13 protein-coding genes and 1 pseudogene are annotated in these 17,334 nt (G+C 63.3%); 10 read left to right on the top strand and 4 right to left on the bottom strand.

What is annotated here, in order from left to right:
* Window positions 1–295 precede the first annotated feature (295 nt).
* The 3 genes and pseudogenes from BLV67_RS05305 to BLV67_RS05295 all read left to right on the top strand — a co-directional run bounded on the left by BLV67_RS05305 (window position 296) and on the right by BLV67_RS05295 (window position 3,623).
* A pseudogene (locus BLV67_RS05305) lies at window positions 296–1,769 on the top strand (benzaldehyde dehydrogenase).
* Window positions 1,770–1,826: 57 nt separating this feature from the next.
* Window positions 1,827–2,594, top strand: coding sequence for a coniferyl-alcohol dehydrogenase (locus tag BLV67_RS05300; RefSeq protein WP_069787609.1), 768 nt, complete (start codon window positions 1,827–1,829; stop codon window positions 2,592–2,594).
* Window positions 2,595–2,675: 81 nt separating this feature from the next.
* A complete protein-coding gene (locus BLV67_RS05295) occupies window positions 2,676–3,623 on the top strand; it encodes a SphA family protein (RefSeq protein WP_069787608.1) in 948 nt (315 codons plus the stop codon).
* On the opposite strand, the gene mhpT is transcribed toward BLV67_RS05295, so the two are convergent.
* On the bottom strand, window positions 3,620–4,849 hold the full coding sequence (gene mhpT, locus BLV67_RS05290; RefSeq protein WP_069787607.1) for a 3-(3-hydroxy-phenyl)propionate transporter MhpT: 1,230 nt from the start codon (window positions 4,847–4,849) through the stop codon (window positions 3,620–3,622). The genes BLV67_RS05295 and mhpT overlap by 4 nt on opposite strands.
* Before the next feature lie 323 nt (window positions 4,850–5,172).
* On the opposite strand from mhpT, the gene BLV67_RS05285 reads away from it, so the two are divergent.
* Window positions 5,173–6,483, top strand: coding sequence for an OprD family porin (locus BLV67_RS05285; RefSeq protein WP_425272297.1), 1,311 nt, complete (start codon window positions 5,173–5,175; stop codon window positions 6,481–6,483).
* Window positions 6,484–6,488: 5 nt separating this feature from the next.
* Here the strand turns inward: BLV67_RS05285 and BLV67_RS05280 are convergent, their stop codons facing one another.
* The gene (locus BLV67_RS05280; protein ID WP_069787605.1) at window positions 6,489–6,977 is read right to left on the bottom strand and encodes a MarR family winged helix-turn-helix transcriptional regulator; all 489 of its coding nucleotides are present in this window, start codon (window positions 6,975–6,977) and stop codon (window positions 6,489–6,491) included.
* Window positions 6,978–7,190: 213 nt separating this feature from the next.
* Between BLV67_RS05280 and BLV67_RS05275 the strand changes: the two genes are divergently transcribed.
* The 6 genes from BLV67_RS05275 (at window position 7,191) to BLV67_RS05250 (ending at window position 15,259) form a co-directional block, all read left to right on the top strand.
* Window positions 7,191–8,021 (top strand): p-hydroxycinnamoyl CoA hydratase/lyase, encoded by an 831-nt coding sequence (locus tag BLV67_RS05275; RefSeq protein WP_074854416.1) that lies wholly within the window; start codon window positions 7,191–7,193, stop codon window positions 8,019–8,021.
* A gap of 76 nt (window positions 8,022–8,097) precedes the next feature.
* Window positions 8,098–9,546 carry an aldehyde dehydrogenase gene (locus BLV67_RS05270; RefSeq protein ID WP_069787604.1) on the top strand — a complete coding sequence of 483 codons (1,449 nt, stop codon included), beginning with the start codon at window positions 8,098–8,100 and terminating at the stop codon, window positions 9,544–9,546.
* Window positions 9,547–9,608: 62 nt separating this feature from the next.
* On the top strand, window positions 9,609–11,483 hold the full coding sequence (locus BLV67_RS05265; protein ID WP_069787603.1) for a feruloyl-CoA synthase: 1,875 nt from the start codon (window positions 9,609–9,611) through the stop codon (window positions 11,481–11,483).
* Window positions 11,480–12,721: a thiolase family protein gene (locus tag BLV67_RS05260; RefSeq protein WP_069787602.1), complete on the top strand. Its 1,242-nt coding sequence runs from the start codon at window positions 11,480–11,482 to the stop codon at window positions 12,719–12,721. Before BLV67_RS05265 ends, BLV67_RS05260 begins: the two co-directional genes overlap by 4 nt.
* A gap of 26 nt (window positions 12,722–12,747) precedes the next feature.
* On the top strand, window positions 12,748–14,490 hold the full coding sequence (locus BLV67_RS05255) for an acyl-CoA dehydrogenase (protein ID WP_069787601.1): 1,743 nt from the start codon (window positions 12,748–12,750) through the stop codon (window positions 14,488–14,490).
* A gap of 55 nt (window positions 14,491–14,545) precedes the next feature.
* Window positions 14,546–15,259, top strand: coding sequence for a GntR family transcriptional regulator (locus tag BLV67_RS05250; RefSeq protein ID WP_069787600.1), 714 nt, complete (start codon window positions 14,546–14,548; stop codon window positions 15,257–15,259).
* Between the two features lie 6 nt (window positions 15,260–15,265).
* Here BLV67_RS05250 and BLV67_RS05245 read toward each other — a convergent pair whose 3' ends face one another.
* Complete coding sequence (locus tag BLV67_RS05245) at window positions 15,266–16,216, bottom strand: PDR/VanB family oxidoreductase (RefSeq protein WP_069787599.1); 951 nt, start codon at window positions 16,214–16,216, stop codon at window positions 15,266–15,268.
* A 29-nt stretch (window positions 16,217–16,245) separates the two neighbouring features.
* Window positions 16,246–17,307 carry an aromatic ring-hydroxylating oxygenase subunit alpha gene (locus BLV67_RS05240; RefSeq protein WP_069787598.1) on the bottom strand — a complete coding sequence of 354 codons (1,062 nt, stop codon included), beginning with the start codon at window positions 17,305–17,307 and terminating at the stop codon, window positions 16,246–16,248.
* Between the last annotated feature and the right edge of the window lie 27 nt (window positions 17,308–17,334).

Raw genomic sequence — 17,334 nt, 5'->3', positions numbered from 1 at the left:
GGTGGCCGCCCGGTCGTCGGGCAGCGCGCTGTGGGGATTAGTCATTGTTATGCCCCTGCAAAGCGAGTGATCGATATGAGTAACTGCGTAGATAGTTATTAAACATAACCTTATATTGAACAAGTGGTGCGCCGCGGTTTTTGCGGCCGATCGGCGAGTGATGTGTGAGCGGCGCGTGGCAGGCCCCGGCCAGAGCCTTCGCCGGTTTATGTCAGCGTCCGCGTGCGCAAGCGGCACAGCCTTTGCTCAAGGCTGGATGCGGCGTTTGCACACAATTACAAGAACCGGAGTTGCCATGCCAGTGTCTGAAACCACCTACCTGTTACAGCGGGCGATTGAGTCCGAATGCCTGTTCAACGGCGATTGGATACCCTCCTCGGGGTCCGTGATGCCGGTGATCGAACCGGCCACCGGCGAACCCCTGATGCGCTGTGCCATGGCCAGCCCGGCCGACATCGCCATCGCCAGCCGCAGCGCGGCCCTGGCCCAACCGGCGTGGGCGGCACTCGGCCCACGGGAGCGTGCCGAGGTGTTTCGCAAGGCGGCGGACCTGGCTCAGCAGTCCTTCGTCGAACTGGCGCTGTATGTCGCCCGTGAAACCGGAGGCGGGCTGTATAAGGGCGAACACGAAGTGCGCGAGGCGATTGTGCTGCTGCACCAGGCGGCGGGCCTGTTGTCGCAACCTCACGGGTTGGTGCTGCCGAGTGCGGCGGGTCGCCTGTCGTATGCGCGGCGTCAGCCCCATGGCGTGGTCGGGGTGATTTCGCCGTTCAACTTCCCTCTGGTGCTGTCGCTGCGCTCGGTGGCGCCGGCGCTGGCGGCGGGCAATGCGGTGGTGCTCAAGCCCGACCCGCAAACCCCGGCCAGCGGCGGTTTTCTCATCGCCCGGCTGTTCGAGGAGGCGGGCTTGCCCAAGGGCCTGCTGCATGTGTTGCCAGGCGCTGCGCCGGTGGGTGAAGCCCTGTGCCGCGACCCTAATGTGCGGATGATCGCCTTCACCGGTTCCACGGCGGCGGGGCGCAAAGTCGCCGAGGTGGCCGGGCGGCACCTGAAAAAAGTCGCGCTGGAACTGGGCGGCAAAAACCCGCTGATCATTCTCGAAGACGCCGACCTCGACCTGGCCGCGAACAACGCAGCCTGGGGTGCCTGGTTGCATCAGGGGCAAATCTGCATGGCGACCGGCTTGATTCTCGCCCATGAGTCCATCGCCGAAAGCCTCACACGCAAGCTGGTGGACAAGGCCCGTGCACTGACCGTGGGCAATGCTGCCCGGGGTGAGGCGGCGCTCGGCCCGTTGATCAATCAACGGCAATTGCAGCGCGTGCACGAGATCGTCAGCGACAGCCTGCAGGCCGGTGCACGGCTGGAGGCGGGCGGCGAATATGACCGGCTGTTCTATCAGCCCACCGTACTCAGTGGGGTACGGCCGGGCATGCGCGCCTTTGAAGTTGAAATCTTCGGCCCGGTGGCCACGGTGGTCAGTTTTGCCACGGACGAGGAGGCCATCGAACTGGTCAACCGCACGGAGTACGGCCTGGCGGCCGTCATCATCTCGCCGTCGGTCGGCGCGCCATGCCATTGGCGAGCGGCTTGATTGCGGCCTGTTGCACATCAACGACCAGACCGTGGCCGACGAATGCATCAACCCCTTCGGCGGGCGCGGTGCCTCTGGCAATGGCGGCAGCGTCGGCGGGCCGGCCGACTGGGACGAGTACACCCAATGGCAATGGGTCACGGTAAAAAACACGCCGCCGACCTATCCGTTCTGAGCCCTGGCTCATCCGTTTGATCCACCCATGCCTATACAAAAACAAGAGGGCTTGAACATGAACCTGCATAACAAAACCCTGATTGTCACCGGTGTCGCCTCCGGCATTGGCGCCGAGCTGGCGCGGCTCGCACGTTTCCGGGGGGCCACTGTCATTGGCGTTGATCGCCATGAACCACAGTTGACCCTGGATGGCTTCTTCCAGGCGGACCTGGGCGACCCTGCCAGCATCGATGCGCTGATAGCGCGCCTGCCGGTGCAGGTCGATGCGTTGTGCAACATTGCCGGCGTGCCCGGTACGGTGCCCGTGCAAACGGTGGCCGAGGTCAATTACCTGGGGTTGCGGCATCTCACTCAATCCCTGCTGCCACGCCTAGCGGCGGGTGGCAGCATCGTTAATGTCGCTTCGGTCCTCGGCGCGCAATGGCCGCAGCGCCTGGAACTGCACAAGGCCCTGGCCGCTACGCAGGACTTTGGGGCAGGGCAGCAGTGGCTCGCGGCCAATCCGGTGGAGCAGGCCAGCTGTTATCAGTACTTCAAGGAAGCGCTGATTGTGTGGAGCTTCCAGCAATCCCAGGGCTGGTTTCGCGATCACTCGGTGCGCGTCAACTGCGTTGCGCCAGGACCGGTGTTCACGCCGATTCTCGGGGACTTTGTCAGCATGCTCGGGCCTGAGCGGGTGGCCGAGGACAGCCAGCGCATCATCCGCCCAGCCCTGGCCGATGAGGTGGCGTCGGTGATCGCCTTCCTTTGCTCGGACGCCGCGCGCTGGGTCAACGGGGTCAATCTGCCGGTGGACGGCGGTTTGGCCGCCACCTACGTGTAGGCGTTGCAACAGCGGTTAGCCCCGGTGCGGGTCCACCGTGCCGGGGGTCTTGAACAACAACAAAAATACAGGACATCCAAGATGCTCAAGCCAATCTTGCGGACGGTTGCGGCCACGACTTTTGTCGCACTGTCATCAACTGCACACGCTTATGACTTGCCCGGACTCAACCTGGGCAGCACCAGTTTCTACGACGGCTCACCGGTACCGGCCGGGCCTGGCTGGTATCTGGAGGAATACCTGACGTATTCGCGAGCCAGCCGTTTCAATGATGCCAACGGCAACAAATTGAACGTGCCCAGGCAGGACCTGGTGGTCGTCGCACCCACCACGCAAATCATCTACGTTGGACAGCCCTGGGCGAATGGTGCGATGCCCGGCTTCACCCTGATCAATACGTCGCTGGCCCATGTTGATGTCGACGACGGCCTGCACAATGCAGCGTTGAGTTCCCGCGCGGGGTTTGGTGATTTGACGGTGGGCCCTTTCCTGCAACTGCCAACGATGACCCGCGAGGATGGCAGCCCGCTGCTGACTCAGCGGGTCGAGGCCGATATCACGATTCCGGTGGGTGCCTATGACCGCAACCGCTCAATCAATCCGGGCAGCAACTTCTGGTCGTTCAACCCGTATTACGCGGCGACTTACTGGTTCAGCCCTACGTGGTCGGCGAGCGGGCGTTTCATGTACCTGTGGAATGGCAAGAACAATGATCCGCAGGCGGGCTTTGGTGATGTGTCCAACACCCAGGCGGGGCAGGCGCTGCATGCCAACCTGACCGTGCAATATGCCCTCAGCCAATCACTGAGCGTAGGGTTGAATGGGTACTGGTTGAAGCAAATCACCGACACCCGGGTGGAGGGGCATGCCGTGAGCGGGCGCCGGGAAAAGGTCTGGGCCATTGGCCCAGGCCTGATCTATGCCTTCAGCAAGGAAGACGTGCTATCGGTGAATGCCTACTTCGAACAGCAGGCTGAAAACCGTACCGAGGGCGACAAACTGGTGCTCAATTGGCTGCACAAATTCTAGGCGTTGGTGTGCCCGGCAGCCCCGGGCGCATGCCGGTTCAACGGCGCCTTGCGCACCATGACGCTGATGATGGTCAGTGCGGCAATCACCACCCCGGGGGAGGTCGCCAGCAGTACCCCCGCGGTGCCGGCGCCGGCTGCGAGGAGTTGCCCGGCGGCCAGCGGTCCGGCCACCGAGCCCAGTCGGCCGACGGCCACGGCGGCACCGACGCCGGTGGCGCGCACCGAGGTGGGGTAGGAGGGCGGCGCCGAAGCGTACAGCACCAACTGCGCGGCCATAACGAACAAGCCGGCGGCGAAGCCGGCAATGGCCATGGGCACGATGCCCACTGACAGACCGACTCCGGCCAGCGCCGCCAGCAACCCGGCATACACGAACAGCACCACTTTGAGGGCATTGCAACGGTCCAGCAGCACGCCGCCGAGCAGCGAGCCAAGGGCACCGCCAATATTGAAAAGCATCTGCACCATGCCCGCCTGGGGCTTGCTGAAGCCCTGTTCCAGCAACAGCGACGGCAGCCAGTTGAGCAGCATGTACATCACGGTCAGCGTGAAGAAGTAGCTGAGCCACAAGGCCAGTGTGGTGCGTGCACGGCCTTCGCCAAACAGCGCCTGGCCGGTGGAAGGGCGAGGGGTATGGGTGCTGTCGAGTTGTTGGCGAAAGGCCGTGGACTCGGGCAGCAGCAGGGCCATCAGCGGCACGACCAGCAAGGGTGCCAGGCCGCCGATGATAAACGTGGTCTGCCAGTGCTCACTGGAAAACATCGCCACCACCGCGGCCAATGCGCCGCCCAGTGGCACGCCGCAGTACATGACGCTGATCGCGGTGCCACGCTTGCGTTCACTCACCGCTTCGGCGCACAGGGCGATCAGGTTGGGCAGCGCGGCGCCCAGGCCCAGGCCGGTCAGGAAACGCACCAGCAACAGGCTCGAGTAGCTTTCGACAAACGCGGTGCTCAGGGAAAACAGCCCGAACACCAGCACCGCCATCACCAGGATTTTCTTGCGCCCGATACGGTCGGCGACCCAGCCGCCGAAGAACGCCCCCGGCAGCAGGCCAATGATGCCGACGCTGAATACCCAGCCGAGCATCTTCGGGTCCAGAGCAAAACTCTGGCGCAACCCTGCGGCGGCGGTGCCGGCGGCTTGCAGATCGAACCCTTCGATCAGCGCAACGATAAAGCACAACGCAATAGTCAGCGTCGAACGACGCGATGGACTGTCCATGGGCAAACCTCATTGTTGTTTTTGTTGTGGTGGCGAGCTCGAGTGGCTGCTGGTTATTAAGATAACAAAGATAACTAAAAAATGAATCGTGGATTAAAAATGCCAAAAAATCGTAATAAATTAATTAAATTCATATAGTTGAGATGTAGATCCATAAGCAACTAAAAAATAGATAGTTTTATTAATGTTCGATTATCGCTCATTTGCAGTTGACGAGCACCGTCGGCTGTTTCCATTCTTGGCTCGCGAAGCTGACTGGGCCGAGCGTGTGCCACCCCAAAAACAACAACAAAAAATGGACATCGAACATGCCAGAACTCCCGATGGAGGGCGCCGTTGCCACGGCGTCAGTCTCCTGTGTGTCGAACAACACTCCACGCCTGCTCACGGCATTGCTGGCCTTGAGCGTGCTGCCCAGCCCGCTTTGGGCGGCAGGCTTTATCGACGACAGCCACGGCACCTTGACCTTGCGCAATTACTACCTGGACCGTGATTACAAGGACGACGGCGCGAAGACCGCCGCACGTGAATGGGCCCAGGCGTTCATTCTCAACCTGGAATCGGGATACACCCCAGGCCCGGTGGGCTTTGGCCTGGATGTGCGCGGGCTGATGGGGGTCAAGCTCGACTCGTCGCCAGACCGCAGCGGCACCGAGTTGTTGCCGGTGTCGGCCAGCGACAAGCGTGCCGCCGATGAGTACTCGCGCCTGGCGCCGACTGCCAAGCTGCGGTTTGCCCAAACCACCGTGAAGGCCGGCGACGTGTCGATCTTCCTGCCGTTCGCCTTTGCCAGTCCGTCGCGCCTGCAGCCGCAAACGTTTCGCGGCACCACCTTGAGTTCCAAGGACATTGATGGCCTGACCCTCAACACCGGCTATATCGACCGTATCAACAAGCGCGACTCTACTGACTACCAGGCCATGACCATCGCCTCGCCCAACCGGCGTTTCAACGCCACCGCCACCACCTCGCACCTGGCTTACGTGGGAGGGGATTACCAGGTCACCAAAGACCTCAGCCTGCGTGTCTATCACTCGGAAGTAGCGGACCTCTACCAGCAGGACACCTTCGCGTTGCTGCACAACCTGCCGTTGGGCGAGGGTGTGCTCACCAGCGACCTGCGCAGTTTCTTCAGCCGCGAGGACGGCAGTGCCAAGGCGGGGGAGGTGGATAACCGCAACCTCTCGGCCCTGTTTGGTTACCGTCTGGGCGGCCACCGCGTCAGCCTTGGCTACATGCATTCAAGCGGGGAGACGGCCACGCCCTATATCTCCGGGACCGAGTTGATGGGCATGAGCGAACTGACCATGAGTTCGGACTTTCTCAACGCCAAGGAGCGCACCTGGCAGGCCATCTACGACTATGACTTCGCGGCAGCGGGTGTGCCGGGGCTGAAGAGTCGGCTGCGTTATGTGCGTGGCGACAACATCGAACTGGCGGCTTTCAATGCCGAGGATCGCAAGGAGCGCGAGTTCCAGATGGAGCTGGGTTACGTGATTCAGAGCGGCCCGCTGAAAAACGTCGGGTTCATGGCGCGCAAGTCGATCTACCGCAATGACTTTCCGGGCGGCGCGGCCTTTCGCGATGAAAACCAGACCCGTTTCCTGGTGCTCTACACCTTGGCGCTCTGGTAAGTCGATCAGTCCTGATACACCTTCTTCAGCAAGCGCAGCAGCTCTTCACGCTCCTGGCCGTCGAGGGCGGCGGTGGCGTCAAGGTCGCTCTGTGCGGCGATTTCCTTCAGCGCTTTGAGCAAGGTTTCGCCGGTCTTGCTGAGGAAGATTCCGTAGGAGCGCTTGTCGGGTTTGCAGCGCACTCGCACGGCGAGGGCGCGGCTTTCCAGCTTGTTCAACAAGGGCACCACCTGGGGCGGCTCAATCGCCAGGGCGCGCGCGAGGTCGGCCTGCATCAAGCCGGGGTTCTGCTCGATGATCGCAAGGGCCGAGAACTGCGCGGGGCGCAGTTCGTGGTCCGACAGTCGGCCGATCAGGTTCTGGAACAGCTTGAGCTGGGCGCGGCGCATGGCGTAACCGATCAACTCGTCCAGCGCCGAATCGAGCGGCGCGCGTACCTCGGCGTGGTCGGGCAGGGCCTGGCTGGCGTCGGCGAGGTTGGAAGGCTTGGCCATGAACAGTGCAATCCTCAAAAGGTGGAGGTTAAGAAGGCTATCTAGTTTGCCGAGGTTGGCGAGCTATGGCTATGCCGGCTTTTCACGACGCCTGAAAAACGCAGGTTTCACATCGAAAAAATATTGGTTATTAAGATTAATAGTTAATTGACACAACTATATTTGCGGTTTAATTTCGAATCATCTTCACACCCAGAACAAGAGAGCACCGTCATGAGCAATTACGAAGGCCGTTGGACCACCGTCAAGGTTGAGATCGAGGAAGGCATCGCCTGGGTCATTCTCAATCGCCCGGAAAAGCGCAACGCCATGAGCCCGACCCTGAACCGGGAAATGATCGACGTGCTGGAAACCTTGGAGCAGGACCCTGCCGCCGGTGTGCTGGTACTGACCGGTGCCGGCGAAGCCTGGACCGCCGGTATGGACCTCAAGGAATACTTTCGCGAGGTGGATGCCGGTCCGGAAATCCTCCAGGAAAAAATCCGCCGCGAAGCCTCGCAATGGCAGTGGAAATTGCTGCGCATGTACGCCAAGCCGACCATCGCCATGGTCAATGGCTGGTGCTTCGGCGGTGGCTTCAGCCCGTTGGTGGCGTGCGACCTGGCGATCTGCGCCGACGAAGCCACCTTCGGCCTTTCGGAAATAAACTGGGGCATCCCGCCGGGCAACCTGGTCAGCAAGGCCATGGCCGACACCGTGGGCCACCGCCAATCGCTGTACTACATCATGACCGGCAAGACCTTTGGCGGGCAGAAAGCCGCCGAAATAGGCCTGGTCAACGAAAGCGTGCCCCTGGCCCAGCTGCGCGACGTGACCATCGAACTGGCGCGCAACCTGCTGGAGAAAAACCCGGTGGTGCTGCGGGCCGCCAAGCATGGCTTCAAGCGTTGCCGCGAGCTGACCTGGGAGCAGAACGAGGATTACCTCTACGCCAAGCTCGATCAGTCGCGCCTGCTCGACACCGAAGGCGGTCGCGAGCAGGGCATGAAACAGTTCCTCGACGACAAGAGCATCAAACCTGGCCTGCAGGCGTATAAACGCTGAAGAGCGCGGCCTTCTGGCCGCGCCGCTGTACCCTGCTTGAACGTATTCCCGATAAAGACAATAAAGAGGAATCACCATGCTGGACGTGCCCCTGTTGATCGGCGGCCAGTCGTGCCCCGCCCGCGACGGTCGAACCTTCGAGCGTCGCAACCCGGTGACCGGTGAAGTGGTCTCGCGGGTGGCCGCCGCGACCCTGGAAGATGCCGACGCCGCCGTCGCCGCTGCCCAAGCCGCGTTCCCCACTTGGGCGGCGCTGGCGCCCAACGAGCGGCGCACCCGTTTGCTCGCCGCCGCCGAGCAATTGCAGGCGCGCAGCGCGGAATTTATCGCCGCGGCCGGTGAAACCGGCGCCATGGCCAACTGGTATGGCTTTAACGTGCGCCTGGCGGCCAACATCCTGCGCGAAGCCGCGTCGATGACCACCCAGATCACCGGCGATGTGATCCCTTCCGATGTGCCAGGCAGTTTCGCCATGGCCCTGCGTCAACCCTGCGGCGTGGTGCTGGGTATCGCGCCATGGAATGCCCCGGTCATCCTCGCCACCCGTGCCATTGCTATGCCGCTGGCCTGTGGCAATACCGTGGTGCTCAAAGCCTCGGAGTTGAGCCCGGCGGTACACCGTTTGATTGGCCAGGTGCTGCAGGATGCCGGGCTTGGCGATGGCGTGGTCAACGTCATCAGCAATGCCCCGGCGGATGCTGCCGCGATTGTCGAGCGGCTGATCGCCAACCCGGCCGTACGCCGAGTCAATTTCACCGGCTCGACCCATGTCGGGCGCATTGTCGGCGAACTCTCGGCGCGTCACCTCAAACCGGCCTTGCTGGAGTTGGGCGGCAAGGCACCGTTGCTGGTGCTCGACGACGCCGACCTCGACGCTGCTGTGGCGGCGGCAGCGTTTGGTGCCTATTTCAACCAGGGCCAGATTTGCATGTCCACCGAGCGTTTGATTGTCGATGCCAAGGTCGCCGATGCCTTCGTTGCCAAGCTGGCGGCCAAGGTCGCAACCCTGCGCGCCGGGGATCCCGCTGCAGCGGATTCGGTGCTGGGTTCCCTGGTGGATGCCAGCGCCGGTACGCGCATCAAAGCCCTGATCGACGATGCGCTGGCCAAAGGCGCACGCCTGGTGGCAGGCGGTCAACTGGACGGCAGCATCCTGCAGCCGACCCTGATCGATGGCGTCACCGAGCACATGCGCTTGTACCGCGAAGAGTCCTTTGGCCCGGTGGCGGTGCTGCTGCGCGGTGACGGTGATGAAGCATTGCTGCGCCTGGCCAACGACTCCGAGTTCGGCCTGTCGGCGGCGATCTTCAGTCGCGACACCGGGCGTGCACTGGCCCTGGCGCAGCGGGTGGAGTCGGGCATTTGCCATATCAACGGCCCGACTGTGCATGACGAGGCGCAGATGCCCTTTGGCGGGGTCAAGTCCAGCGGCTACGGCAGCTTTGGCGGCAAGGCCTCGATCGAGCACTTCACGCAATTGCGCTGGGTGACCTTGCAGAACGGGCCACGGCATTACCCGATCTGAACCGGCGCCGCGACATAACAATAACAAGGCGGCTGTGATCCGCCTTGATGGAGGACATCCCTGTGAGTTCCGAATTCAGACCGCAACCCCGGCCCGCGCCGCGATACCGCGAGGTGTCCATCGGCCACGCGCCGGTGCAGGTCACTGAAGAGCAGGGCGTGCTGCATATGCGTTCCCTGGAGCCGCTGGCCGAATTACCGGCGCGCCTGCTTGATCGCTTGGTGCATTGGGCCCAGGTGCGGCCCGAGCAGACGTTTATTGCGGCACGCCAGGCGGGCGGTGATTGGCGCCGTGTCAGTTACAGGGAGATGCTCGACAGCGTGCGCGCGATTGCCCAGGGCCTGCTGGGTTACGGGCTCTCGGCGCATAAGCCGCTGGCGCTGCTGTCGGGCAACGACATCGAGCATTTGCAGGTGGCGCTCGGCGCCATGTACGCCGGCATTCCTTACTGCCCGGTGTCGCCGGCGTATTCGTTGTTGTCCCAGGATTTCGCCAAGCTGCGGCATGTGTGCGACCTGCTGCAACCGGGGTTGGTATTCGTCAGCGATGCAGCGGCGTACCAGCGTGCCATCGACGCTGTATTGCCAGCCGAGACACCGCTGATCTGCGTGCGCGGTCAGGTGCCCGGGCGCAGTCAGGTCAGCTTCGCCAGCCTGCTGCAAACACCTGGAGGCAGTGCAGCCGACCAGGCATTCGATGCAACCGGCCCCGACAGCATCGCCAAGTTTCTCTTCACCTCGGGCTCGACCAAATTGCCCAAGGCGGTGGTCACCACGCAACGTATGCTCTGCGCCAACCAGCAAATGCTGTTGCAGACGTTTCCGGTGTTTGGTGAAGAGCCGCCCGTGCTGGTGGACTGGCTACCGTGGAACCACACCTTTGGCGGCAGCCACAATGTCGGCATCGTGCTCTACAACGGCGGTACGTTTTACCTCGACGATGGCAAACCCACGGTCCAGGGGTTTGCCGAGACCCTGCGCAACCTCAAGGAGGTTTCGCCCACGGCCTACCTGACGGTGCCCAAAGGCTGGGAAGAACTGGTCAACGCCCTGGAACAGGACGCCGAGTTGCGCGAGCGCTTTTTTGCGCGAATGAAACTGTTCTTTTTCGCCGCCGCAGGTCTGTCGCAAAGTGTCTGGGACCGCCTCGACCGCGTGGCCGAACAGCATTGCGGTGAACGCATTCGCATGATGGCCGGGCTGGGCATGACCGAGGCCGCACCGTCCTGCACGTTCACCACCGGGCCGTTGTCCATGGCCGGCTATATCGGTTTGCCCGCGCCGGGGTGCGAGGTGCGCCTGGTACCGTTGGGCGGCAAGTTCGAAGGGCGCTTTCGCGGGCCGCACATCATGCCCGGATACTGGCGGGCGCCCGAGCAGACCGCCGAGGTGTTCGACGAGCAGGGCTTCTACTGCTCGGGTGACGCGATCAAGCTCGCTGACCCCCAGCAGCCGCAACTGGGGCTGATGTTCGACGGACGTATCGCCGAGGACTTCAAGCTGTCCTCCGGGGTATTTGTCAGCGTCGGGCCGTTGCGCAATCGCGCGGTGCTCGAAGGTTCGCCCTATGTGCAGGACCTGGTGATTGCCGCACCGGACCGCGAATGCCTGGGTGCCCTGGTGTTCCCCAGGCTCTACGAGTGCCGTCGGCTGTCGGGCTTGAGCGCCGACGCCAGTGACGCCCAGGTGCTGGCCAGCGCGCCGGTGCGCCAGTGGTTCGGTGACTGGTTGCAGCGGCTCAATCGCGAGGCCACTGGTAATGCCAGTCGCCTGGAATGGATTGCCGTGCTCGATGAGCCGGCGTCCATCGACCGTGGGGAAATCACCGATAAAGGCTCGATCAACCAGCGTGCGGTACTGCAATGGCGCGCGGCGAGGGTCGAAGCACTGTATCGCGGTGAAGACCCTACGATTCTGCGCGCCGGGCCCAAGCCTTGAACAGCATCGGGCAGTATTCGGCGTTTGCCGATGCGGCGGTTTTCGAGGCGGTGCGCACCCCGTGGGTCGACCTCGGTGGCGCCCTGTCCCAGGTGTCGCCCATCGATCTGGGGATCAAGGTTGGTCGCGAAGTGCTGGCGCGAGCCGGCATCGACCCTGGGGCGGTGGACAGCGTACTGGCCGGCTCCATGGCCCAGGCCAGCTTTGATGCCTACTTGCTGCCACGGCATATCGGCTTGTACAGCGGGGTGGCGCAAGCGGTGCCGGCACTGGGGGTGCAGCGCATCTGCGCCACCGGTTTCGAGCTGTTGCGCCAGGCCGCTGAACAGGTGCGTGACGAGGTGCAATTGGCCTTATGCGTGGCCAGTGAATCCATGTCGCGCAACCCGATTGCCGCCTACACCCACCGCAGCGGGTTTCGTCTGGGAGGCGAGGTGCAATTCAAGGATTTTCTCTGGGAGGCCCTGTACGACCCGGCCCCTGGCCTGGACATGATCGCCACCGCCGACAACCTGGCGCGCCGCTACAGCCTGAGCCGCGAGGCCGTCGACCGCTACGCCTGCGATAGCCACCAGCGCGCCTTGCAGGCGCAGCGTGACGGCGCTTGGGCTGAAGAAATCGTGACGGTCGATAACCAGGTGTTCGAGCTTGAGGGGTATCAACCCAGAGGCATCAGCCTGGCACGTCGGGCCAGTGCCGTCAGTGAGGACAGCCACCCACGGCCCACCGATCTTGCGGCCCTGACGCGTTTGCGCGCCGTGCATCCAGGCGGCGTGCAAACCGCCGGCAACAGTTGCGCAGTGGTCGATGGCGCAGCGGCAGCGCTGGTGGGGCGTGCCTCGGCCTGCACGCGTCCGGTCCTGGCCCGGCTGCTGGCCAGCGCGGTGGTCGGTGTGGCCCCCGAGTTCATGGGCATCGGCCCGGCGCCAGCGATCCGTCTGCTGCTGCAACGCAGCGGGTTGAACCTGGGCGACATCGGCCGTTTCGAGATCAACGAAGCCCAGGCGGCCCAGGTGCTCGCGGTGGCGCAGGAGCTGGAGCTGGACAGCACCCGGCTCAACGTCCAGGGCGGCGCCCTGGCCGTGGGTCATCCGCTGGCGGCCACCGGCCTGCGCCTGGTGATGACCCTGGCTCGACAACTGCGTCAGCACAACCTGCGCTACGGAATTGCCGCGGCGTGTGTGGGCGGTGGGCAGGGCATGGCGTTGCTGATCGAGAACCCTGTCTACCGCGCTTGATTTTTTTTAGTCGATGAGGTGTCTTGATGTGGAGCTATGAGGCGCCCTTGCGCGATATGCAATTTGTCCTGGAACACTGGTTGCAGGCGCCCGACACCTGGCGGTGCAGCCCGGCGTTCGAGGCCCTGGACCTGCCGCTGGCGCTACAGGTGCTGGAGGAGGCGGCACGCTTCAGTCAGGGCGTATTGGCGCCGTTGAATAGCAGCGGTGATCGCCAGGGCTGCCGCTGGCAGGCGGGGCAGGTCAGCACCCCGGACGGCTTTGCCGAGGCCTATCGCGCTTATGTCGAAGGTGGCTGGCCGGCGCTGGCGTGTGCCGAGGCCCAGGGCGGGCAGGGCTTGCCGCAGCTGCTCGATGCGGCGCTCCAAGAGATGCTCTACGCCAGCAATCACGCCTGGGCCATGTACACCGGGATCGCCCACGGTGCCTACTTGTGCCTCAAGACCCACGCGGCGCCCTGGCTGCAGGCGCGCTACCTGCCCGACATTGTCAGCGGCCAGGCCTTGCCCACCATGTGCCTGACCGAGCCCCAGGCCGGCAGCGATGTCGGCTTGCTGCGCTGTCGCGCCGAACCCCGGGCGGATGGCAGTTATCGCCTCAGCGGCAGCAAACTGTTTATTTCCGGCGGCGAGCACGACTTCACGGCTAATATCCTGCACCTGGTGCTGGCGCGCCTGCCCGATGCGGCGCCGGGCAGCCGTGGCATCTCACTGTTCCTGGTGCCCAAGCAACTGGACGATGGCCAGGCCAATGGTGTGCGGTGTGACGGCATTGAGCACAAGATGGGCATCAAGGGCAGTGCCACCTGTTCGCTGGTATTCGATGGCGCCCAAGGCTGGCTGATCGGCGAGGCCAATCGTGGCCTGGCGGCGATGTTCGTGATGATGAATTCGGCGCGCCTGCATGTCGGCCTGCAAGGTCTGGGGCATGTCGAGGCAGCTTGGCAGAATGCCCGTCAGTACGCCGCCGAGCGCTTGCAAATGCGCGCACCGTCAAGGCCGGAAGAGGTGGTGGCCCAGGCGGCTGACCCGATCCGCTATCACCCGGCCATGCGCCGTGTGTTGCTGGCGTTGCGCACCACCAGCGAGGGCATGCGCGCCATCGGCTATTGGGCGGCGCACCTGCTTGATCAGGCCGAGCATGAACAGGACGCGTCGGCCGCCGAGTTAGCGCCGTTGCTGACCCCCGTCATCAAGGCGTTTTTCACTGAACAGGGCTTTCGCCAGGCCAGCAATGCGTTGCAGGTGTTCGGCGGTTACGGCTATGTCACCGAGTTCGCCATCGAGCAAACCCTGCGGGACAGTCGCATCGCGATGATCTACGAGGGCAGCAATGAGATCCAGGCCAATGACCTGTTGCTGCGCAAAGTGCTGGGGGATGAGGGCCGAGCCTTTGGCCTGCTGCTGGCCGAGCTGCGCGCCGAGGCCGGGCAGGGCGGCCAGCATGTCGAATGCGCAGGGTTCTCCCGGGCGTTGGACAGCCTGTGCGACTCACTGGCCAGTGTGGTGAGCGCCCTACGTGAACGCTCGCACGAAGACAGTGAATACCCCTATCGGGCTGCGCCGGATTTCCTCCAGCTCTGTGGCGTGGCGTTGCTGGCCTTTGCCTGGGCGCGTGCGGCGCGGGTGTCCAGGGCGTTGCCCGAAGATGATCCGTTGCGTGCCGCCAAGCTGCAAAGCGCCGGTTTCTTTTTCGATTACCTGCCGTCCCGGCTGGCACAGCACCTGGGCGCCATAAACGGCGCACGCGCGGCGCTGGCGTTCATCTGACGGCGTCAGGCGCTTACGGTACTATGGCAGCCCACGTGTTCTGGAAGTTGCCTGGATGAGTAAACCCGGTCAATTGGTGCTGGTTGCACTGCGCAAGATGATTGCCAGCGGGGAGTTGGCGGCGGGCGAGCGGCTGATGGAAATTCCCACGGCGCAGCTGTTCGGCGTGTCGCGCATGCCCGTGCGCATGGCGTTCCGTACGCTCGAGCAGGAAGGGCTGCTGGTGCCCTTTGGTGGGCGCGGCTATCAGGTGCGCTCGGTCAGCCCCAGCGATATTGCCGGCGCCGTCGAAGTGCGTGGCGTGCTTGAGGGCCTGGCAGCGCGTCAGACCGCCGAGCTTGGTTTATCCGATGCGGCACGTGCGGCGCTGGAGCGCTGCCTGGTGGAAGGCGATCAACTGTTCGAAAAGGGCTACGTGACCGAGGATGACCTTGAGGTTTATCACGACCTGAACATGCGCTTTCACCAGGTCATCGTGGCAGACAGCCACAACCCTGCGATTGCTGATGCACTGGCGCGCAACGATCATCTGCCGTTCGCCTCGGTGACGGCGCTGGCGGTGGATCGCGAGGACATGGCCCGTGAATACCGGCGCTTCAACTTTGCCCACATGCAACACCACTCGGTGTTCGATGCCCTGGTCAATCGCCAGGGCGCACGGGCCGAAGCCATCATGCGTGAGCATGCCAACGCCACCTTGCGCTACGCCGAAATCTTCAGTGCAGCCACCGCCGACGCGCGCATGAAGGTGATCTTGCCCGCGTCGTGACGCGGTTCAGATATCGAGCACCAGCAGTGGGGTTTTCGAGCGCGAGCAGCAGGGCGTGAACTGGTCATTGAGGGCTTGTTCCTGCTCGGTGAGGAACAGGTCGCGGTGCTCCGGTACGCCTTCGAGCACACGGGTCAGGCAGGTGCCGCAAATCCCTTGTTCGCAAGACACGGCAATCTCGATGCCGTGGCTTTCCAGGACCTGGACCACGGTCTTGTCAGCCGGTATTTCAAACACCTGGCCGCTGCTGCCGAGCTTCACCGAAAAGCCGCCGTCGAGGCTGCTGTCCACCGGCGCCGCCGTGAAGTATTCGCGATGCAGGCAATCTTCCTGCCAGCCCTGGGCGCGAGCGCTGTCGAGCACATGCTGCATGAAGCCGCCGGGTCCGCAGACATACAGGTGCACGTCCTGCGCTGGCGCCGCCAGCACCTGGGCGGCATTCAGGGCGGTGTGAGGCTGCTCATCGAAATGCAGGAACACCTGCTCGGCAAACGCAGAATCCTTGAGCCGCTGCACAAACGCCGCCCTTTCACTGGCGCGGGCGCAGTAATGCAGTTCGAACTCGGCACCCGCGTGGGCCAGGCGTTCGGCCATGCATAGGATCGGCGTGATGCCGATGCCGCCGGCAAACAGCAGGCTGCGCCGCGCGTCGTGCGCCAGGGCAAACAGGTTGCGCGGTTCGCTGATCTTCAGGTGGGTGCCCTCGCGTACTTGCTCGTGCAGGCTGCGCGAGCCGCCCCGGGAGGCCGGGTCCTTGAGCACGCCGATCAAATAGCGATGCCGTTCTTCAGGGTGATTGCACAGGGAATACTGGCGCACCAGCCCGTCAGGCAGGTGCACGTCAATGTGTGCGCCGGCACTGAAGGCCGGCAGCGGCTGGCCGTCGACACTCGCCAGTTCATAGCTGCAAATGTCCTGGGCTTCGTTGTTACGGGATACCACCACCACATCGATCATGTTCAGTCCTCGCAAAGTTGTCGCGCTGTTCAGGCGGTGGTGGTGGCGATCAGTTGTGGTTCGGTGGCGCGTTCCTTGGCGATCAGACGCTCCAGGATCTTGCGTGACTGCACGCCGCCGGCATCGATATTCAGCTTGAGCAGGTTGCGCTCCGGGTGGGCGAGCAGGTTCTGCTGCTGGCGTTCGAGCATTTCCAGGTCTTCGCTGAAAATCTTGCCCTGGCCTTCGCGAATGCTGGCGGTCAGTGCCTGGTCCTGAGGGTTGAAGTTGCGCGCCATGCCCCAGAAGTACCAGATCGAAGTATCGGTTTGCGGCGTGATGAAGTCCACCACGATGCTTGCAGCCTTGTGCTCGGGCGCGGCGTTATAGCCGCCCTTGCCGGCGTGGGCCACGCCAACTTCGATCAGCACATGGCTGGGCGGGGTGAAGCGGCAGATCTGCCAGCGGTCCACCGGCACGTCATCGGCGAGGTTGTTGCCGCGTAGGGCCATGCGCCAGAACGGTGGGGCCATGATGTTTTCCATATGGCGTGCGGTGATCACTTCATCGCCTTGCACCGTGGTCACGGGCGGCGCTTCGTCGATTTCCTTCTGGCCGATGCTGGAGGCGTGAACGTAGGTTTCGTGGGTCAGGTCCATCAGGTTGTCGATCATCAGGCGGTAATCGCACTGGATATCAAACAGCCCACCGCCGTAGGCCCACTGGTCACTTACAGCCCATTCCAGATGATGAATCAGCGCCGGGTCGGCCTGGCTCTGATCGCCGGGCCACACCCAGATGAAACCGTAGCGCTCAACCACAGCAAAGGTATTGTTGCACGGGAAACCACGCACCCGCTGCCCGGGCATTTCGACCGTCTTGCCGTCGCCGCCCATGACCAGCCCGTGGTAGCCGCAGACCAGGTTGCCGTTCTCGACATAACCCAGCGAGAGCGGCGCGCCGCGATGGGGGCAGAAGTCTTCCACGGCCACCACAACGCCTTGCTGGCCACGATAAAACACCATTTTTTCGCCGCAGATCTGTCGACCCAAAGGCTTTTGCGCGATTTCATCGGGGGTGCAGGCTACATACCACGTGTTCTTGGGGTACATGACGACTCTCCAGGCAATGGATTATTT

Origin of the sequence: Pseudomonas salomonii, from assembly GCF_900107155.1 — a bacterium.
GTDB classification, from domain to species: domain Bacteria; phylum Pseudomonadota; class Gammaproteobacteria; order Pseudomonadales; family Pseudomonadaceae; genus Aquipseudomonas; species Aquipseudomonas salomonii.
Note: the sequence above shows the minus strand (reverse complement) of the source record. Positions and strands in the feature narration are given on the sequence as shown.